Origin of the sequence: Microcoleus sp. LAD1_D3 (genome assembly GCF_036702135.1) — a bacterium.
In the GTDB taxonomy this organism is placed as follows: domain Bacteria; phylum Cyanobacteriota; class Cyanobacteriia; order Cyanobacteriales; family Microcoleaceae; genus Microcoleus.
Genome location: NZ_JAUBSB010000036.1, coordinates 37,462 through 57,372, shown reverse-complemented (window position 1 = coordinate 57,372; position 19,911 = coordinate 37,462). Strand labels below are relative to the sequence as shown.

Annotated in this window: 19 protein-coding genes; 9 read left to right on the top strand and 10 right to left on the bottom strand. The window is 46.8% G+C overall.

Features of this window, described 5'->3' with window-relative positions; all coding sequences use genetic code 11:
* Positions 1-12 precede the first annotated feature (12 nt).
* The gene (rppA, locus tag QUA74_RS19610) at positions 13-690 is read right to left on the bottom strand and encodes a two-component system response regulator RppA (RefSeq protein ID WP_333332522.1); all 678 of its coding nucleotides are present in this window, start codon (positions 688-690) and stop codon (positions 13-15) included.
* Positions 691-847: 157 nt separating this feature from the next.
* Here rppA and QUA74_RS19605 point away from each other — a divergent pair, with 157 nt between their 5' ends.
* Positions 848-1,225: a hypothetical protein gene (locus QUA74_RS19605; protein ID WP_333332519.1), complete on the top strand. Its 378-nt coding sequence runs from the start codon at positions 848-850 to the stop codon at positions 1,223-1,225.
* A 132-nt stretch (positions 1,226-1,357) separates the two neighbouring features.
* Here the strand turns inward: QUA74_RS19605 and QUA74_RS19600 are convergent, their stop codons facing one another.
* Positions 1,358-1,762, bottom strand: coding sequence for a BON domain-containing protein (locus tag QUA74_RS19600; RefSeq protein ID WP_333332516.1), 405 nt, complete (start codon positions 1,760-1,762; stop codon positions 1,358-1,360).
* Between the two features lie 338 nt (positions 1,763-2,100).
* Between QUA74_RS19600 and QUA74_RS19595 the strand changes: the two genes are divergently transcribed.
* The 3 genes from QUA74_RS19595 (at position 2,101) to QUA74_RS19585 (ending at position 7,641) form a co-directional block, all read left to right on the top strand.
* Entirely contained in the window at positions 2,101-4,815 is a 2,715-nt protein-coding gene (locus tag QUA74_RS19595; protein WP_333332513.1) for a cation-transporting P-type ATPase, read from the top strand.
* Between the two features lie 81 nt (positions 4,816-4,896).
* Entirely contained in the window at positions 4,897-5,424 is a 528-nt protein-coding gene (locus tag QUA74_RS19590; RefSeq protein ID WP_333332510.1) for a hypothetical protein, read from the top strand.
* A 585-nt stretch (positions 5,425-6,009) separates the two neighbouring features.
* Entirely contained in the window at positions 6,010-7,641 is a 1,632-nt protein-coding gene (locus QUA74_RS19585; protein ID WP_333332507.1) for a sodium:proton antiporter, read from the top strand.
* Here the strand turns inward: QUA74_RS19585 and QUA74_RS19580 are convergent.
* From QUA74_RS19580 to QUA74_RS19570, 3 genes are all read right to left on the bottom strand, one after another.
* Positions 7,598-8,314 carry a TrkA family potassium uptake protein gene (locus QUA74_RS19580; RefSeq protein ID WP_333332504.1) on the bottom strand — a complete coding sequence of 239 codons (717 nt, stop codon included), beginning with the start codon at positions 8,312-8,314 and terminating at the stop codon, positions 7,598-7,600. The two genes, QUA74_RS19585 and QUA74_RS19580, sit on opposite strands and share 44 nt — an antisense overlap.
* Before the next feature lie 209 nt (positions 8,315-8,523).
* Positions 8,524-8,805 (bottom strand): Asp-tRNA(Asn)/Glu-tRNA(Gln) amidotransferase subunit GatC, encoded by a 282-nt coding sequence (gene gatC, locus QUA74_RS19575; RefSeq protein WP_006635952.1) that lies wholly within the window; start codon positions 8,803-8,805, stop codon positions 8,524-8,526.
* Between the two features lie 145 nt (positions 8,806-8,950).
* Positions 8,951-9,472, bottom strand: coding sequence for a photosystem I assembly protein Ycf3 (locus QUA74_RS19570; RefSeq protein ID WP_333332502.1), 522 nt, complete (start codon positions 9,470-9,472; stop codon positions 8,951-8,953).
* 338 nt (positions 9,473-9,810) lie between these two features.
* On the opposite strand from QUA74_RS19570, the gene QUA74_RS19565 reads away from it, so the two are divergent.
* On the top strand, positions 9,811-9,960 hold the full coding sequence (locus tag QUA74_RS19565; protein WP_333332499.1) for a hypothetical protein: 150 nt from the start codon (positions 9,811-9,813) through the stop codon (positions 9,958-9,960).
* Positions 9,961-10,105: 145 nt separating this feature from the next.
* Positions 10,106-11,419: a hypothetical protein gene (locus tag QUA74_RS19560; protein WP_333332496.1), complete on the top strand. Its 1,314-nt coding sequence runs from the start codon at positions 10,106-10,108 to the stop codon at positions 11,417-11,419.
* 310 nt (positions 11,420-11,729) lie between these two features.
* Here the strand turns inward: QUA74_RS19560 and QUA74_RS19555 are convergent, their stop codons facing one another.
* Positions 11,730-11,954 carry a hypothetical protein gene (locus tag QUA74_RS19555; protein WP_015174403.1) on the bottom strand — a complete coding sequence of 75 codons (225 nt, stop codon included), beginning with the start codon at positions 11,952-11,954 and terminating at the stop codon, positions 11,730-11,732.
* Between the two features lie 85 nt (positions 11,955-12,039).
* On the opposite strand from QUA74_RS19555, the gene QUA74_RS19550 reads away from it, so the two are divergent.
* A complete protein-coding gene (locus tag QUA74_RS19550; RefSeq protein ID WP_333332493.1) occupies positions 12,040-12,186 on the top strand; it encodes a hypothetical protein in 147 nt (48 codons plus the stop codon).
* Here the strand turns inward: QUA74_RS19550 and QUA74_RS19545 are convergent.
* The gene (locus tag QUA74_RS19545) at positions 12,167-13,342 is read right to left on the bottom strand and encodes a SpoIID/LytB domain-containing protein (protein ID WP_333332490.1); all 1,176 of its coding nucleotides are present in this window, start codon (positions 13,340-13,342) and stop codon (positions 12,167-12,169) included. The two genes, QUA74_RS19550 and QUA74_RS19545, sit on opposite strands and share 20 nt — an antisense overlap.
* Before the next feature lie 268 nt (positions 13,343-13,610).
* Between QUA74_RS19545 and QUA74_RS19540 the strand changes: the two genes are divergently transcribed.
* Together QUA74_RS19540 and secA are read left to right on the top strand one after the other, a co-directional pair.
* The gene (locus QUA74_RS19540) at positions 13,611-14,543 is read left to right on the top strand and encodes a ribonuclease Z (protein WP_333332487.1); all 933 of its coding nucleotides are present in this window, start codon (positions 13,611-13,613) and stop codon (positions 14,541-14,543) included.
* Positions 14,544-15,018: 475 nt separating this feature from the next.
* Positions 15,019-17,835 carry a preprotein translocase subunit SecA gene (gene secA / locus QUA74_RS19535; protein WP_333332485.1) on the top strand — a complete coding sequence of 939 codons (2,817 nt, stop codon included), beginning with the start codon at positions 15,019-15,021 and terminating at the stop codon, positions 17,833-17,835.
* A 57-nt stretch (positions 17,836-17,892) separates the two neighbouring features.
* Here secA and QUA74_RS19530 read toward each other — a convergent pair whose 3' ends face one another.
* The 3 genes from QUA74_RS19530 to QUA74_RS19520 form a co-directional block, all read right to left on the bottom strand.
* Positions 17,893-18,186: a DUF3288 family protein gene (locus QUA74_RS19530; RefSeq protein WP_333332482.1), complete on the bottom strand. Its 294-nt coding sequence runs from the start codon at positions 18,184-18,186 to the stop codon at positions 17,893-17,895.
* A gap of 149 nt (positions 18,187-18,335) precedes the next feature.
* Positions 18,336-19,244 carry a hypothetical protein gene (locus tag QUA74_RS19525; protein WP_333332480.1) on the bottom strand — a complete coding sequence of 303 codons (909 nt, stop codon included), beginning with the start codon at positions 19,242-19,244 and terminating at the stop codon, positions 18,336-18,338.
* A gap of 55 nt (positions 19,245-19,299) precedes the next feature.
* Positions 19,300-19,869 carry a tetratricopeptide repeat protein gene (locus tag QUA74_RS19520; RefSeq protein ID WP_333332477.1) on the bottom strand — a complete coding sequence of 190 codons (570 nt, stop codon included), beginning with the start codon at positions 19,867-19,869 and terminating at the stop codon, positions 19,300-19,302.
* Positions 19,870-19,911 lie beyond the last annotated feature (42 nt).

The window sequence follows — 19,911 nt, the reverse complement described above, 5'->3', positions numbered from 1 at the left end:
CCTTTACGATCGTTACTTTTCAGGGGAACTGAGGCGATAACCCATACCGTAAATGCTCTCAATCCAGTCTGCAGATCCTACAGCCTGCAAGCGTTGGCGGAGTTTGCGAATTAGAACAGTGATCGCATTGCTCTCTGGTTCAGTCCCCCATTCCCACACGCCTTGTTCAATCTGATTCCGAGTCAAAACCTGTCGAGGATGACGCATAAAATACTCCAACAACTGAAACTCTCGACTGGAGAGGGAAACGGTTGCACCTTGTCGCTCAACAGTAAGAGTATCGAGGTGGAGGTGTAGATCCTCAAGGCTGAGCGTATCTCCTTGCCAAAGGGGCGATCGCCGTCTTAATGCCCGCACTCGTGCCATGAATTCAACCAAATCGATCGGTTTCACCAGGTAATCATCTGCACCTGCGTCTAAGCCGGTCACTTTTTCAGGCGTGGTATCTCTTGCCGTGATCATCAAAATCGGCGCTGTTTTCCCTGCAGCTCGATATTGACGACAGAGATTTACCCCACTAATATGTGGCAACATCCAGTCCAAAATCAACAAATCATATTCTTTTTCTGATAAAAGCCACTGTGCCGTCTTTCCATCTTTAACCCCATCCACGCTATGTCCTGCTTGAGACAGCACAGTTTGAAGTGGCATCAGTTGCTTTGGGTCGTCCTCCACCAGCAAAACTCTCATATCTCGGCTCGCCTCCTTCGCAGCTTGCAGTTTTCAGAATTATTAGAGTTTGAGGTGATTGGCGCATCTTCTTTAAGCTAGATTTTAGGAGAGATAAAGTTGTATTAAAGTGCCCATAGATAGTATTAGCGTCAGAATGGATGGGAAAGAATAGCGGATGATTAGACGTTGGCTAAAAGCATCAGGCGCTGAGTTTTGGTTGCCATTGCCGTTTGTGGCGATCGCGTTTTGGGTTGGTTCCAGTTTCCTAATGGCTCAAGAATTACAACAACCCCAGATCGTAAAGAATAAACTTCAGGCAGATACCCAGCTTAAAGCAACGGTGTCTGTCAATATATTGCTGATTAATGCGGTGATTAACCGAAAACAAGGAACCACCCAGGTTGCGGTAGAAACAGCAGAACCCATTTTGAAGCGATTGGAATTAGAATTGCCAATGACTGACGCAAGCCAGATAGAGGCAGCGATCGCCCAAGAACTACAGTTATCACGTCAAAATGTTCGCCAGTTAGTTCGTTACGAGATCGTTGAATAAGTTTATTGTTTCAATATTTCGATCGCATCCAGTCCAATAAGGTTGGCAAATCCATAGGTTTCCTCACTGCGATCGCGCAATTTTTTAAGTGGCAAGAAGCGCCAAATGCTCTTGCCACTTCACTGTTAGGAACTACTGAATGACGATTTGGTTATTGAACGAAATATTCGGTGCAGTTTGCCGAGCAATTTGTTCTGCCAATGCTTTTTGTTCTGCCGTTTGAACGCGCCCTGTTAACACAATCGAATTATCCCGATCGTCTGCGTCCAAATCGAAGGGCTTGAGGGTGCGATCGGAGTCTAAGGCATCTTCTACGCGATCGGCAATATCGTCAAGGTCTTGATTCGGAGCCGTCTGTGCGGTCGTGGTTGCAGGCGCAGAAGCGGTTGGAACAGTCGTATTTTCAGTGGTAGTTGTGGGAGCAGAAGTAGATGGGACAGTTGTCTGTGAATTATTGGGGGGGTTGCAAGCAGCTAAACCCAAAATTGCAACAGTGCTGACGCTGATTCCTTGCACAAATAGCTTTAATAATTGCATATCTTTTGTTTGTTTTGTTTGTTGTGAAACGCAATTTTGCCGATAAACATCAGCATGAAGTCTTTGAGCCTTTCAACTTAACAAGTGAATGTACGATAGGTCATCCATCAAAAGGAATGCTTTTTGCAACCTTAAAAGGCAACAATAAATCAAATCCAGTGAACTAAGGTTGGCAAGTCCATAAGCTATCTCAATCGGTTCTCTGCCTATGTATAAGGAGCAAATGTGATCCAAATGTGAGTAACAGAAATCAGTCCATCACTTTTGGCTCACTTTCATCAATGACGCTAGAAACAAGACGAAATAACAGAGAAGCACTTGGCTTGACAAGAAACGTTATGACTGCAACGAATGTAGAAAAATTAGTAGAACACTCTTGGCATCACCTCTGTGTCGAGAAAGTGGCTCGGATTTTAGAGACTGACCTGGAAATAGGTCTATCTTCCGACGTGTCAGCCCAACGGCGCGAGATCCTCGGTCCCAATCAACTAACGCCTCCGAAGCAGCAAAGTCCCTGGTTGCGATTTTTTCAGCAATTGAATCAGCCGCTAATCTACATTTTGTTAGCTGCTGGGATAGTGACAGCATTTCTGAAAGAGTGGATTGATTCAGGGGTAATTTTTGGGGTTGCTCTGACGAATGCCACCATTGGTTTCGTTCAAGAGTCAAAGGCAGAGAATGCGATCGCCGCTTTAGCAAAATCTGTTGCAACGGAGGCAACCATTCTCCGCAACGGTCAAAAGCAAGTGGTTTCATCCAGCGAACTGGTTCCTGGCGATCTCGTCTTGCTGTCTTCTGGGGATAAAGTGTCTGCGGATCTACGGCTGATCGAAGTCCGTGACTTACAGGTCGATGAGTCAGGGTTAACGGGAGAGTCTGTCCCGGTTGAGAAGCAATCCCAGGCGCTAGAGGCAGACGCTGCACTGGCCGAGCGCACGAACATGGCGTATACCGGAAGCCTGGTAACGTTTGGACAGGCACGCGGACTCGTCGTCAGCATTGGTGACATGACCGAGACCGGACACATCTCCCAACTCATGCAGCAAAGCACGACACTGGAAACCCCACTGAGTCGCAAAATTGACAAATTTAGCACAACCTTGCTCTATGTAATTTTAGGCTTAGCTGCCTTCACCTTTGCAGCAGGCATTGCCCAGAGATTTTCTTGGGTTGAGGTGTTCAAGGCATCTGTGGCGCTTGCCGTCAGCGCAATTCCTGAAGGCTTACCCGCGATTTTAACGGTGACACTGGCGATCGGGGTTTCCCAAATGGCAAAGCAGCACGCCATTATTCGCAAACTTCCGGCCATTGAGACACTCGGCAGCACCACCGTGATTTGTTCCGACAAAACCGGAACCTTGACTGAGAACCAAATGACAGTTCAGGAGATTGATGCTGGTGGAAAGCGATATCGGGTTAGCGGTGGAGGATACGTACCAGACGGGGAAATTTCTGTAAATGGACATTCCGTTGACTTAACCAACGCACCTGCCTTATATGAATGCCTGCAAGCAGGACTGTTGTGCAACGATTCGCATCTAGAAGTGCAAGATGGAAACTGGACTGTAGTCGGTAGCCCAACGGAAGGGGCGCTGGTTGCGGTAGCCCAAAAAGCGGGGTTAATTACTGAGAAACTGGAGGAATCGCTTTCCCGGCTCGATACACTGCCGTTTGAATCTCAGTTTCAATACATGGCAACCTTACATGACGATCGTCCAGAACGATTGATTTATGTCAAGGGTTCAATTGAGGCAATTCTCCAGCGGTGTCGCCAGATGCTCGATGAAGAGGGAGAGGCGAGATCCCTCAACAGGGCGCCGATCGAGCAAACCGTGGACAGAATGGCGAAAAAAGGGTTACGAGTTCTGGCACTTGCCAAGAAAGTTGTACCCGCTTCTCAATCTTCAATTGAGCATTCTGATATTGAGCAAGGGTTAACTTTTGTGGGTCTGCAAGGCATGATCGACCCGCCTCGCCCCGAAGCGATTCAAGCGATTCAAGCCTGTCGGTCTGCGGGAATTCAGGTCAAGATGATTACCGGCGATCATGCCAAAACAGCAGCAGCGATCGCCCACCAAATGGGACTAAATCAAACCCAAGAGGCTCGCGTTTTTACCGGTCCAGAACTCGCTGACATGAATCAGCAGGAATTAGCCAATGCTGTTGAACAAAGCTGCGTGTTTGCTCGTGTAGCGCCAGAACAAAAGCTCCGCATTGTCGAAGCACTTCAGTCTAAGGGCGAGATTGTGGCGATGACTGGAGATGGAGTTAACGATGCTCCCGCCTTGAAGCAAGCTGATATTGGGGTAGCGATGGGCATCACGGGCACTGAAGTCACAAAAGAAGCCGCAGATATGATTCTGACGGATGACAACTTTGCTTCGATCGAGAAAGCAGTTAAGGAAGGGCGCACGGTTTATAAGAATCTGCTGCGAGCGATCGCCTTCATCCTGCCCGTGAATGGTGGAGAGTCCATGACCATCTTGATTGCCGTACTTTTGGCAACCCCACTACCCATTTTGCCAGTACAAATTCTCTGGCTGAATATGGTCAGTTCAGTTGCGTTGAGCTTACCGTTGGCATTTGAGCCGCCCTCTCCCGATGTCATGCAACATCCACCTCGACCGGCAAATGAACCGCTTCTGTCTCGCAGGCTGACCGCTCGGATTCTGACAGTTTCGGTATTTAACTGGATTGTGATCTTTGGGATGTTTGAATGGATCGTCCAAACCACAGGCAATGAAGCTCTAGCCCGGACGATGGCAATTCAAGCATTGGTTGCGGCCGAAGCTTTTTACCTATTAAGCATCAGTCGCTTCGTTCCGGCGATCGTAGCCAAACTACGCGGTAAAGATGAATCAGTTGGCTATCCTGTGGCGATCGGCATTGCGGCTATTTTCATTCTCCAATTCCTGTTTAGCCAATGGGGCATTATGAATCAGTTATTCGACACTGAAGCTTTGAGCACAATCCAAGGCTTAATTTGTATCGGATTCGGACTGCCCATGATTGCTTTGTCAGCTTTGCTAAAGCGTTTTGCACCTCTGAACTAAGTGGTTTTTGTGAGGCGGCCCTTCACAGCGGCTTTACACACTATTTACCAATTTTGTAGCGTTGAATATTGAATATTTATCATGAATTCCCAAAATCTCAAACGTGCTAGCGGCCTATTTACTGATCATCGAAACGCAGAGCAGGCGCTAGTTGAGCTAAAAAGCAGGGGCTTCCCCATGCACAAGATTTCAGTGATTGCTAAACCTTCTGACAATGGTGATCTGGACTCTCTGGGTGTGCAGAAAATTTTAATCACAAGAGCAGCAGGTGCACAAGTAGGCGCGATCTTAGGCAGCATAGGACTAGGTTCACTAGCGTTAATTGTTGGACTCAGCAGCCTGCTAATTCCCGGTATTGGTCAGGCATTAGCGGTGGAAAGCCTTTTAGCAACTTTCGTTGGAAGTGGGATTGCTGCAACTGCTGGCGGTCTATATGGCGCACTTCAAGGATGGTTGGTGCCAGAAGAACAAGCAAGAATTTACAACGGCAGATTTAACCAGGGAGATTATTTGATCGTCATGGAGGCAAGAGAAAATGAGATCGTGATTGCTGAACCTGTCCTTAAACGTTGGGAGATTCTGACGTGGCGTGTGTATGATGCTACCTAAATTCAAGGTAAGAAAGGACGATTACCTTCGAGGAATTTAGTCCCGCGAATCAGAACGTCCAAAATCAACTCAAAAATTGGAGGGTCGATGACTGTGGGCGATCGCTCTCCCACTCCTGACATATGGATCGACAACTTCCATTACCCGCCTTAGCGGCAACAGCGATCGGGAGCATCTCATATTTGTAAAAACACTTCTTCTTCCTCCTTCCTTCCTTCTTCCTGACTCCTGGCTCCTGGCTCCTAACTCCTAACTCCTATTTCTAGCTTGGCTGCTTTCATTGAGATGCTCCCCAGCGATCGGGTCGGCAATGCTTCAGAAGAGACAGTTAAAAAAATATTAAAAACCAGCACAATTAAGAGGAATTAGCATCCTGTCAGGGTTGGGAAATCATCCAGATCTGCCAAAAAAATTGCACTCTAAAAACGATCCGATCGCCCAGCCACCCAGAAATCCTGTTTCAGCTTCATCGGCATTCATCCAAATACACCACATAAATTGCAGTTAATTGTACAACAGAGTGAACCGTTTCCTGTAGACTAAAACCGTAGTTAATCTGTCAATTTCTTTGAGGAAAACGAGTTTATGACAGGAGTATCGGTGATGGAGTCGATTGTAGCGCAACCACCTCCCTTGGACAGCAATCCTGCTACAAATAGCCAAACGGCAGGAGTCATTCCTGAATTGGTCATCATCTTGATCATTCTGCTGCTGATTGCAACTGTTGTGGCACTCGTAACCCAACGGTTGCGAATTCCCTATGTGACGGGCTTAGTGTTAGCAGGCTTGCCCATTACGGAGGTCTTGTCGCGTCGAATTGGTTTAGACCCCTCTTTAGTATTAAATCTTTTCCTACCAATTCTGATTTTTGAAGCAGCTATCAATACCGATATCAGCCGTCTCCGCAGCACCTTTAAGCCGATCGCTCTGCTGGCGGGTCCAGGCTCTATCTTTTCCTCAGCAATTATCGCTGTTCTGGTTAAATTTGGGCTGGGGCTAGACTGGATTCCAGCGTTGCTGATCGGAGTCATTCTGGCAAACACTGATACAGTCTCGATGATCGCGGTTTTTAAAGAGATCCGTGTGCCTTCTCGATTGTCCACCATTGTTGAGGGAGAAACTCTGTTCAATGATGCGGCTGCTCTAATTTCCTTTAATTTGGTTTTGGTCATTTATGCGACAGGCTCTCTGACCGCTATACAAGGGGTGAAGGAACTACTCGTGGTTGCCTTAGGTGGGGCAGTGGTCGGGGGTGTTTTAGGTTACTTGAGCGTGCCGATATTTGTTCGCTTAAACGATCCGTTGAGTAGCCTTTTGCTAACCGTCGCTCTCGCATTGGGAACCTTCCAAATCGGACAATTTTTAGGCGTATCGGGCGCAGTGGCGGTGGTCATCACCGGACTTGTTTTTGGCAACCTTGGGCTGCCTCGCAGTTCGTCTGCCTCGGATCGGATTACCTTGCTGAGTTTCTGGGAATACGCTGGTTTTGGTGTCAATACGTTTATTTTCCTGCTGATTGGAATTGAAATTAACCCGCTGACGCTGTGGAGAATTTTGCCATCCATTTTATTGGTCATTCTGGCCTATCAACTGGGACGGATTCTCTCGGTCTATTTGTTATTAGCGGGGCTGCGTTGGTTCGATCGCCCCATTCCCCTACGCTGGCAGCACATTTTGGTTTTAGGGAATATTAAAGGGTCTCTATCAATGGCCTTAGCTGTTACGATTCCCTTGACTCTACCAGGACGGGATAACATCATTGCCCTGGTGTTCGGTGCAGTTTTATTCTCCTTGGTCGGACAGGGATTAAGTTTACCGTGGATGGTAAAACGACTAAAAATTAGCCGTGTTTCTGATGTAATGCAGGAAGCTGGGCAGTTACAGATTCAGTTGATTGCTTCCAAAGCGGCTCAAGATGAGCTAGATAGTTTGCTGAAATCTGGCGTGTTGCCGAAGGCAGTTTACGAGGAGTTATGGGCATCATATCAAGCACGAGTAGCACACTCTGAGCGAGTGCTGCGCGATCTCTACAATCAACATCGGGCAGGGCAATTACAGGGAGATGGCAGCGGGCTAGATAAGATTCGACGGCGATTGCTTATAGCAGAAAAAGGAGCCGTTAGCGATGCGCTCCGCAAGCGAATTGTTCCAGAGGATCTGGTTCATCCTTACATCAAAGATTTGGATGAGAAACTTCTAACGTTGGCAGATGACTAGCGCGAATGCCGAGGTAATCAATCATGTGGTGAACTAGCTCTGGACGGGTGACGACCAAGATGGTAGAACCTGCTTCAAGAACAGTATTGCCGTTCGGAATCTCCAGATTGGCGCAGGCATGGCATTGATAACCAATAATCAGCGAACCTGTTGGAAAACGAGGGTCTTGAGCAATTTGAGCAACGGTGCGACCTGCCACCTTGCAATCGCCTGGAACTGGCAGCTTTAGTACCTCGACTTGCCCGTGTTCAAAGTGCATCATAGACTCGATTTGGGGGTATTCAATCGCATTCGCCATTGATGCAACTGCCAAATCAATAGTGCTGATGATGTGACTGGCTCCGGCAAGTCGATAGGCTTCCATGAATTCGCGATCGCGCATTCGCACCACAATATGGGAAATGCCATAGCTCCTGGATAGGGTGATCAGCGCTAAATTCAGTGCATCATCCCTGAGTGCTGCAACGACTGCGTTTGCTTGTTTAATTCCCGCTTCCAGAAGAACCGTTGTGCTCACTGCACTGCCTTCAAAGGCCATCACTCCGATTTTTTCACGAGCAAAGCGACAAGCAAGCGGGTCGGCATCGATGATTGCCACCGTATGACCGAGTTTTAATAGCTGCTGGGCTAAACCCAGCCCCATCATTCCTGCTCCACCAATTAATACATACATGAATATTTGTCACCCCAAAAATGAACGTTACAGATTTATCACTATGAGTGAGATTGTGTTGATTTTCTATCAGTTTAATCGGCTTGTGAGGTGGCTTCTACCGGGCTTACTTATTACCTGTTCGACAGTTAATTTAATCAGCTTTTGGGGTAGGCATTGCTAGCCCGCCCCTCAAGAGATTTTCCTCAGTTAGGTGCGTAGGGGGAACCCTACATAATCTTAGGCACTTTAAAAAACTCCCCATCGCGATCGGGAGCTCCCTCCAAAATACTTTCTCCCTTAGCAAAAGGTTGCAAATCGTCCGATCGCATTACATTACTAACATCGATCGCCCGCGTAGTCGGCTGCACCTTACTCGTATCTAGTTCACTCAACTGCTCGAAATAATCCAAAATACCGTTAAGTTGACCAGTAAACTGCTCTTCTTCTTCCGGCGTTAATTCCAATCTCGCTAAATTCGCTACTTTGCGAACTTCTTCTCTGTCAATCATAAAAATCTGTAATTGGGAATTAGTGAGTAGTTTTGACTGGGGATTTGTAAGTTTTAAGTAAAAGAGTTTTCAATTCACTACTCAACACTTAAAACCCACAACTTTCTGTTTACCCAATCAGGCTTCTTGTAGCTAACAACTGAGGTTAAAAATACACATCTATTTGCGCTCTACCTGTCGTCTTCAGCCAATTTTGCACCTCAATGTAATTGTTCGGGGCCAAGCGAATAGCCTCCTTCCAATAATCGGCAGCTTTATCAAACAGCCCTTCCGCCGCTTCAAGATTGCCTGCTTCCTTTTCTTTTTCCCCTTGATAGTGGTAAATCACAGCAATATTATTCAGCGCTTGTGGCATTCTCGGATTGAGTTCCAGGGCTTCGCTGTAATATTCCAAACCTTTATCGTGTTCGCCGTTGCTAGTATGGATCAGCCCCATATTGTACAAGACATAACTGCGATCGTAAGGATCTTCCTCCAGCTTCAGCGCTTCATGATAATTTTCCAGCGCTTCAGCATATTCGCCATCTGCTTGAGCTGACATACCATCCCGGTAATAAGCAAAAGCTTCCTTCGCCTGCTTTTTCGCCGGCATCATCTTCAAAATGATATCAGCCATTACCGTGAAACTTTTGTCAATAAAGTTATCGTTGCGTTGAGTTCTTGGCATATGCGATTCTTTGGTTAGTGGCTAATCAGAAAAATTAGCCTGTAAAGTTTTCCTATTAATAATTGCGCCACTGTTGTAGTGGGCCGTTGTGTTGAGGGCGCTAAAAAGTTTAGTCGATCGCAACTGCGAACCTTAAAACACGCCCTTGGGTTTAACACCCGCGCAAGCTCTATCTATTTTATATAAGTCTTGCAAGACTTGCAAAAAAACCAGATTTCTTTAACCTCTCTCTCGCACTCTACACAAAACTTACAAAAACCCGCACCGACGGAAAAATTTCTGCTCGATGGTGCAGGGGCAATCCTCTTCGATGGCTTTCCTTCGGATTGCGAAAACTAATGCCAACGCGCGATCGCGCGCCCCGTACCCTACTAACAGTACCCACCATCCCCCTCGTTGACCCTCAGAGCAAACAAGCAAAAGCAAATGCCGAGGAGAAATTCAATCACAAAGTTTTATTAAGCTATCCGAGTTCAGCCCATACTTAAAAGTTATTCGGCAAAACACTAGCAATATTTTGCCCCAAAGTCAAGGGCAGCCTCAAAAAAAATCAGAAACCCGATCGCCAAAACCAGCTCGAATTCCCGCAATATATAATAAAAATAACCGGGTAATTTTCACAGAGAGAAACCTATGGCTCCGAATCCCACCATTATGCAAGCCGTCGAACAACTTGGCTACCGCGTTACGGTTGGAGACGTGGCGGCAAAAGCTGGATTAGATATCAATTTTGCCCAGCGAGAACTGTTAACCCTCGCCTCCGAAGCAGGCGGCAACCTGCAAGTAGCAGAATCCGGCGACATTGCCTACCTATTTCCCAAAAACTTTCGAGATATTTTGCGAAACAAATTCTTGCGCTTGCAGTTGCAGGAATGGTGGCAAAAAATCTGGCGCATTTTATTTTATCTGATTCGGATATCTTTCGGCATAGTGCTGGTAGCTTCTATCCTCTTAATTTTTGTTGCTATCACGATTTTACTCTCCAGCGGCAGCGACAATAATGGCGGAGGAGGAGGAGACGGTGGTGGCGGGGGCGGCAGAGGCGGCGGCTTTTTCTTTTTTCCCTACTTCTGGAACGATTTAATCTGGATATTTTACTGGAACCATGACCAACCATACTACCAGCAGCGATCGCGCTTAACTGGTCAAAAACCCCAGATGAGTTTTCTAGAAGCAGTTTTCTCCTTTATATTTGGAGACGGCAATCCCAATAACAATCTAGAAGAGCGCAAGTGGAGCGATATTGCGACTGCAATTCGCAACAACCGAGGTGCAGTCGCCGCCGAACAAATTGCCCCGTATCTCGACAATCTCGGACAAGGATACGCCCGAGAATACCAAGAATATATGTTACCGGCCCTCGCCCGTTTTGACGGCCGCCCCGAAGTCAGTCCCGAAGGGCAAATAGTCTACCACTTCCCGCAATTGCAAACCACAGCCACCGAGAGAAATTCTGAACCAGTAGCAGCTTATTTGCGAGAAATGCTGTGGCGTTTCAGCAACGCCAGTTCCGGCCAAATCATGCTCGCAGCAGGGTTAGGAGCCGTCAATCTTGTCGGTGCGTTAGTTTTAGGAAATCTATTAACTAATAATTTAATCGCAGGTGGATTTATCGGTTTCGTCAGCGCTGTTTATCCCATGATCCTGATTTACGGCGTCGGATTTCTCGCAATTCCTTTAATTCGCTACTTCTGGATTCAGTGGAAAAATAGCCGCATAGAAGCCCGCAATCAAAAGCGTCAGCAGCGAGCAATGTTATTAAACGAACCCGATGCCAACTTGCTCAAAAAACTGGTCTACGCTCGGAAATTTGCAGCAGAAAACGTTCTGACTGGAGAAGACTTAGCTTATACAACAGAAACAGAATTAACCCAACAAGAACTAGAACAGTCAGCCAAAATAGATGCCGAATGGCAGCGCAGGATCGATCGCTCGGACAACTTGTAATACTAATGAAAAAACTGTTTTTTGTTGTTAAGTTAGGTTGCACTAAAATCTCGCACCCTTATCAAGAATAGGTAGTATGCCTGTTCCAAAATAAAATATCGGGTCTTGTTTAATCAGGGTATGAAAAAATAACTTTAAAATCCAAAAGCTTTGTGGCTACTGCTTTCTATGACGGGCATATTTAGTGTTTCATACCGTAAATCAGCAACGCCAAATACCTTTGTTGGGAACGGGCTTTTAGCTCTTTCTTAATAATTGTCGAAAATATCAATTTTTATTGATGTCATAATTTTTTATACTCCGAGTTTTATTAAATAAGCTTAGGGCGTTTAAAAATCAAACAATTTTGGTCATACTTCGAGTCGTGATCCAGAGCCACAAGTTCCCATCCCTCCTCCCCCAAATGATTGACAAATAGATGCAGCGAGCCTTGTTTCCAATCTCGCTGTTCTTCACCGTTTACATATAAACTAATCAGCTTGTTTCCAAAAGGATACATATTCGCATCCACAAATAAATACTCCCACTTTTGCATAGCAATCCTTAATGTAGTTAGTTGGCAGTTGGCAGTTGGCAGTAGTTAGTAGTTATTGGTTATTTGTTGTTGGCTCTAATAACCAATGCTTTTCGGCGAAGATGCTTTTCGGCTCAATTCCCAATTACCAATTACCAATGCTTTTCGGCCCAATTCCCAATTCCCAATTCCCAATTCCCAATTCCCAATTCCCAATTCCCAATTCCCAGCAGTTACTGGACTGCAATTCTAGCCAAAGTAGCACCCCGGTAATAATGCAACAAAATCTGCTGGTAGCCGTATCCTTGTCTGGCCAAATTGTATGCCCCCCACTGACTCATTCCTACAGCATGGCCGAAACCTTTGCCAGCAACTTGAAAACCCGTAGGAGTTTGGCCACTGTTCCTTGGGTTCCGACCACCCCCATACTGAGGAATCACGGTAAACCGCGTACTCCTCAAATTTAAAACCCGGCGTAAATCTGCGCCTGTCATGACCCTAGAACCGCCATCTCCAACTACTTTCATCCTCAAAACGCTGCCGTAAGCGGTAGTCCGTTCTGGCTTCATCGAGATCACATTGCCCACGCCAGAAATCTTACTGCTGATTTGAGCCCGAGAAAAATTTTCTTTCCATTGGTAAACCGGCGCCCCTTGGTCGAAGTCAGGAACAGCACGCAGGTAAGGCAGAGGTTCCGTCCAAACATCCTCGACATTTTCAGTATGTCCCCCAGACGCAGAGTGGAAAGCGGCTAAAATAATTTGACCGTTGTAGGCCAGAACTTGACCAGCGGTTGCATCGACTGCGGAATAAGTGCCAGAAGATTCTGTTTGCAATCCTTTGTAAACCTGCGAATACTGAGTGCTGTCCACGTCGTAAAGGTCGGTTTCGCTTTTCAGGCGCTGGTGGATAGCGTAGGAACGGGCGGCGACTGCTTGGGCTTTCAAAGCCTCTTGAGGCCAATTGCCACTCATCTCGGCGCCGAGAACGCTGTAGAGATATTGTTCGATATTGACGTAGTTGATGGCAGTCAAGCCTCCTTTTTGGGGAACTAGAAGCGTGCGTCCCCGATACCAACGATCGCCAATCCAAACATAACCGTTCCCCGTCGGCTCGATCCAAACTTGGTTGGCGGCCCAGCGACCGATCGCCACTGTTCCCGATCGAAATTGAGCTGACTGAGAACTGTTTGCCGACAGTTCGCCCAAATTACGCCCGCTACCGTCGCGGATTGCAGCCTTAGTAGAACTGCCGACTTTTACCTGACTTGCCCCGTCTTGTACCGCAACTCGCAAGATCAGCGCGGCCTGTGCTGGGGCTACCATTACCAGCCAAAACAACAGCGAAATCCCAAAGTAGCGTTTTTTTAATGTCGAAAAAACGGAAGCAAAAAATACTCCTGACTGCATTTGAAAATTTTCCTCCTGTGCTGTATGAGTTTAAGAATTTTTAAGGCAAGGGAATGGGAGGGAAAAAGGAAGGGGAACGGAAGAAACAAAACGTTAGAATTGGGTTGATCACTCTGTGCGCTTGTCAAAAATGATTTTAGCGAATAGATGTTCGCAGGAACAGCGATTTATCCCGGTTCCTGCCTGCGACTATTTCCTGAATGGCGGATTGACCGCACTCAGGATATATGTAACATATTTTTTAACTTTAATTGAGGTGATTTGACTCTTGCAGATTACATTTCTCGGAACAAGCTCCGGCGTACCCACGCGATCGCGCAACGTTTCCAGCATCGCCCTCCGCTTGCCCCAGCGAGCGGAACTCTGGCTGTTTGACTGCGGCGAAGGAACTCAGCACCAGTTTCTCCGCAGCGACCTCAAAGTCAGCCAACTAAGCCGCATTTTCATCACTCACTTGCATGGCGACCACATTTTTGGCTTAATGGGTTTGCTGGCTAGCTGCGGTTTGGCGGGGAATGTCAAGCGCATCGATCTTTACGGGCCTCCGGGACTTGAAGAATATTTGCAAGCTGGTGTTCGCTATTCTCAAACTCATTTTTCTTACCCGGTTAAGGTACACAAAATTCACGAGGGAGTCATCTATGAAGATGACGAATATATTGTTAGCTGCGGCCCTTTGAAGCACCGAGTTACTGCTTTTGGTTATCGAGTAACTGAGAAAGACCGTCCGGGACATTTTGATGTTGAAAAAGCAAAGGCTGTGGGTATTCCTTCGGGGCCGCTTTACGGTCAATTAAAACAAGGAAAGACGGTAAAGTTAGAGGACGGGCGACAGTTTAAAGGTACTGATTTTTGTGGCCCGGATCAAATCGGGCGCAAGTTTGTATATTGTACTGACACGGTTTTTTGTGAGGGGGCCGTGGAATTGGCCAAGGATGCTGATTTGTTGGTTCATGAAGCTACTTTTGCTCATCAAGATGCTCAAATGGCATTTGATCGCCTGCATTCAACTTCAACAATGGCGGCTCAAGTTGCTTTGATTGCTGGGGCGAAACAGTTAATTATGACGCATTTTAGCCCGCGCTATGCTCCAGGGAATGCGATCGTCCTGGATGATTTGCTCAAGGAAGCGCAGGCTATTTTTCCCAATACGAAAATGGCCTATGACTTTTTAACTTACGAAGTGCCCAGGCCTGTTTAAAACTAGGGTTAATCAGACCTGAGATTTGACAGCATTTTCAATAAGAGCGATCGGGCAAGGCTCTGGGGGCCCACTCCTACTCCCCACAAAAACACTGATTTTTTGTGGAACAGCCATCTTGCCTGTTACTGAAATTAGTGCAACAAAAACATTAATCTCTGATTTCTTGTGGAACAGGCATCTTGCCTCTTGCGGAAATTAATCCCACAAAAACATTAATCTCTTATGGAACAGGCAAGATGCCTGTTACGCCCTGCAATTGTCAGTAAGCACATATACCTGAGTTGTGATCGTGACCCACCTTCACCAAGTTCAATCCAAAATCTCAAATCCAAAATCGAGCGATCGCCCCCGACGACTCCTTCTTCTGAGCCAATGGTTGCTACAATCGGGGAGGGTATATGTTGTGGCTAACACTACAGCCCGTAACCCTGAAAGCTAATAGCTAAATTATTAAAAATCTGCCTCTCCTGCCATGTTTAAAAATCTGCTAGGCGATCCCAACGCGCGCAAACTGAGAAAATTTCAGCCTTGGGTAGCTGATATCAATATTTTGGAAGAAGACTTCCGCGCACTCTCAGACGACGGCCTCAGAGGGAAAACGGCCGAGTTTCAACAACGTCTGGCAAAAGCTAGCTCTCTCAACGAAGAAAAAGAGATCCTAGACGAAATCTTGCCGGAAGCTTTTGCAGTGGTGCGGGAAGCGGGACAGCGGGTTTTGGGACTGCGCCACTTTGATGTCCAACTCCTCGGCGGCATCATCCTCCACAAAGGCCAAATTGCCGAAATGAAAACCGGTGAGGGCAAAACTTTGGTGGCGACGCTGCCGGCTTACCTCAACGCCCTCAACGGTAAAGGCGTACACATCATCACCGTCAACGATTATCTCGCAAGGCGGGATGCGGAATGGATGGGACAGGTGCACCGCTTCCTGGGATTGACTGTGGGACTGATTCAGCAGGGCATGGATCAGGTGGAACGAAAGAAAAATTATAACTGCGATATTACCTACGCGACTAACAGCGAAGTCGGCTTTGACTATTTGCGGGACAACATGGCTACTGTCATGGAAGATGTAGTGCAGCGTCCTTTTAATTTTTGCGTGATTGACGAAGTTGACTCGGTGCTGATTGATGAAGCACGGACGCCTCTGATTATTTCGGGCCAGGTGGAACGCCCTAGTGAGAAGTACATGCGGGCGGCTGAGGTGGCTGCTTCCCTGAGAAAGGAAAATGAAGAACATTACGAGGTTGACGAAAAAGCTCGGAATGTGCTATTGACCGATGAAGGATTTGGTGAAGCTGAGAATTTGTTGGGCGTTACGGATTTGTACGACCCGGCTGACCCTTGGGCGCATTACATTTTTAATGCGATTAAGGCGAAGGAATTGTTTATTAAGGATATTAACTACATCGTCAATGCCGATCGCGAAGTGGTGATTGTCGATGAGTTTACGGGCCGGGTGATGCCGGGACGGCGCTGGAGTGACGGTTTGCACCAGGCGATCGAAGCCAAGGAACGGGCGGAAATTCAGCCGGAAACTCAGACGCTGGCGACGATTACTTATCAGAATTTCTTTTTGCTTTATCCGAAGCTGTCGGGGATGACTGGGACGGCGAAGACTGAAGAGACGGAGTTTGAGAAGATTTACAATCTGGAAGTGACGCTGATTCCTACTAACCGGATTACGAGCCGCACTGACCTTTCGGATATGGTTTACAAGGCGGAGGCTGGGAAGTGGAATGCGATCGCCCAAGACTGTGCAGAAATGCACGAGATCGGCCGGCCGGTGCTGGTGGGCACGACAAGTGTGGAAAAGTCGGAGTTGCTGTCGCGGCTGCTGCTGGAACGCAAAATTCCTCACAATTTGCTCAACGCTAAACCGGAAAATGTGGAGCGGGAATCAGAAATTATTGCTCAAGCCGGACGCAAAGGCGCTGTGACGATCGCGACAAACATGGCGGGACGCGGTACTGATATTATTTTGGGCGGTAATTCTGAGTACATGGCGCGCCTGAAGTTGCGGGAGTATTTTATGCCCCGGATCGTGCAACCCGAGGATGAGGACGGATTTTCGGTGGTGCAAGTACCGGGTATTAGTGGTCGCCCCGCACCTCAAGGTTTTGCCCCGACTACGAAAAAGGTAAAGTCTTGGAAAGCTTCGGCGCAGATTTTCCCGACGCAGCTATCGAAAAATGCCGAGCAAATGCTCAAGGCGGCCGTGGAATTGGCGGTGAAAGAGTACGGGGAGCGATCGCTCTCGGAATTGCAAGCCGATGATATCGTGGCTATAGCTTCGGAAAAAGCACCGACAAAAGACCCGGTAATTCAAAAATTGCGGGAAGCTTACAATTTAACTCGCAGCGAGTACGATGCTTTTACCAGCACCGAACACGATGAAGTCGTGCAGCTGGGAGGGCTCCACGTCATCGGTACAGAACGCCACGAATCGCGCCGGATCGACAATCAGTTGCGCGGCCGGGCGGGACGCCAAGGAGACCCTGGTTCTACCCGGTTTTTCTTGAGTTTGGAAGACAATTTGCTGAGGATTTTTGGCGGCGAACGGGTGGCTGGTTTGATGAAGGCTTTCGGTGTTGAGGAAGATATGCCGATCGAATCTGGAATGCTAACTCGTTCCCTCGAAGGCGCTCAGAAAAAAGTCGAAACCTACTATTACGACATCCGCAAGCAGGTATTTGAATACGACGAAGTGATGAACAATCAGCGTCGAGCAATCTATGCAGAACGCCGCCGAGTATTGGAAGGTTTGGACTCCAAAGAACAGGTAATTAAGTATGCCGAACAGACGATGGACGACATCGTGGGAGCATACATAAATCCCGATTTACCTTCGGAAGAATGGGAACTCGACAAACTTGTGAGCAAGGTGAAAGAATTTGTTTATCTGCTCGCTGACATGACACCGGATCAGCTAGAAGATTTGTCAGTTGAGGAAATTAAAAGTTTCTTGCACGAACAAGTCCGCAATGCTTACGACATGAAAGAATCGGAAGTTAATGCAATCCGAGCTGAATTGATGCGAGATGCGGAACGGTTCTTTATTTTGCAGCAAATTGATACTTTGTGGCGGGAACACTTGCAACAAATGGATGCTTTGCGCGAGTCTGTAGGGCTGCGTGGTTACGGCCAGAAAGATCCGCTGATTGAGTACAAAACTGAAGGTTACGAGCTGTTTTTGGACATGATGACGGATATCCGCCGCAATGTGGTTTATTCGCTGTTCCAGTTCCAGCCCCAGCCGGCAATGCAAGTTTCGCCAGAGATGGTTTGAAAATAGTTAACAGTTGACAGTTAACACTTGACTGTTAACTGTTGACTGTTGACTTGATTAGACCCAATCTTCTTGATCGCTTTTTTGCTTTCTATAAACTTCACCTTTGACGTGAATTTGACGGGTTTGTTGGTAAAGAGTTTCTTCGGTATGATTCCATTTTTGCAGGACTTTTTCTAAGTCTGATTGAATATCTCTAGCGCCGGGAAAGCCTCGGTAGCGAATTATTAATCTTGCTAATTCCGATAAATTGTAGTCGGTTGCTTCTCCTGCTAATAAAGTATTGACACTGGCTCGATCGCGCTTGTATTGCGGATGCTGCTGATCTTGAGTTTTTGCTACTGAATCCATACTATTTATGTTTCCCAATCATCTGAAAATCTTGCTACAAGCAACCGCCACCCAAAAGCGCGGACATAAATAAGCTAATGAATAGAGTCTTAAATCCGCGCTTCATAAACGGTTTGATTCGGGTATCATAACTGTCAACTTTCAACTGTTTAAGTTGTCGCTTCAGTCATCCCCAGAAATTTTTGTGTTTGTTCAGCAATACCAAATAGTCGATCGCCGTGACAAAAGATTTCCCAGGCGCGAATTCCCATAAAACCAATACCTGCCACCGCCAAGGGCATCGCTGCGGCACCTAAAAGCGCGGCAATGGGGGGAAATATCATGCACAGTGTTAAGAGAATGCCAGTAATAACACCGCCAGCAATGCCAGCTTTGGCGGTGGCAGTGGCGACTTGTTCGACTAACTCTGACTGCGTAATTTTGCCTTCAACGCACAATAGCGAGTTTTCTAAGATAGAAAATATTAACTCAATTACTGCAGCGGCGATCGCCCCTTTCATTGCAGCCCCAACGATTTCGGCAACTGCTGCTTTAAATGCTGCATCCGCTAAAACTTGCTTAGCGACTGCTAATTCTGCGGCAGTCATGTCTGCACCACCGCGAGCACGATTCACCCAAAAATATTCAAAAATCCCGTTAGCAGCTTCGCTTCCGCCTCCATTGACGTGGGCTTGGATGTGACTCCAATCTTTATCTTGACAGAAGTTGCGAATTGCTTCTGGGCCTTGGGCACGAATTTGGGCGGGTATGGATTCAAATACTTTTACTGCTTCTTGAACATTTCGCATTCCGTCACGCATCCCAGCCCTAGCAAATTTCGATTGCAGATTTATTGGCAGGTTCTCAAAACGGATGTTGTGTGCTATTTTAAAAGCTTCTTGACTGGCGATCGCCCCGGCACTAACAATTGAACTGGGCGTTGATTGTACCCACGCCGTTAATACAGTTGCACTTTCCTCAACTTTAGCAGCGATTTTGTTGGCTAAGTTTTGGGTATCGGCAACAGTTTCTTGTACTTTAGCCGTTAGGAATTCGAGCGGATTCTGGCTAATTTCCATGTTGATCCAGCTTGCATCGTTAATGAGTGAATTATTTTGACTATAACATTCCTCTTCAGTAAGTGTTATTTTTTACTGAATTGCTTCTACCTTCTAACTCCGGCTGTAAATTTAGAGCTTTTTTTTGATAAAATAAACCTTCATTGATTCGCCCTTGCTCTTCCAAACTTTTGCCTAAATTCCAATAAGCGACGGCTAAATCTGGTTGAAGAGCAATAGATTTTTGATAGTACATTATGGCGTCATCAAGCTGGCCTTGTTTGTAAAACATACTGCCCAAGTTAACATAGGCTTCGACAAAATTAGGATCACATTCGATCGCCTTTGAGTATGCGCGAATCGCTGCGTCTATTTTGGCTTGGGCTTGCAAGATATTGCCTAGGGTTTTGTAGGCGGCGGCGAAATTGGGTTGCTGGCGAAGTGCTTGGTAACAGGAGGCGATCGCCTCGGCATATTTCTGTTGTGTATAATAAATATCAGCTATCTTGGTGTGTGCAATAGCCTGATCGAGATCGAGGGCTAGTATTTTTTCGTATTGGGCGGTCGCCTCCTCAAGTTTTCCTGATTTCTGAAGGCTATCGCCCGCTGACAAATACTGCTCTGTTAACTCGGAATTTGCGGTCATAGATTTTACTTTAACAGCCGAAACTACTTTACCACAAGTGTT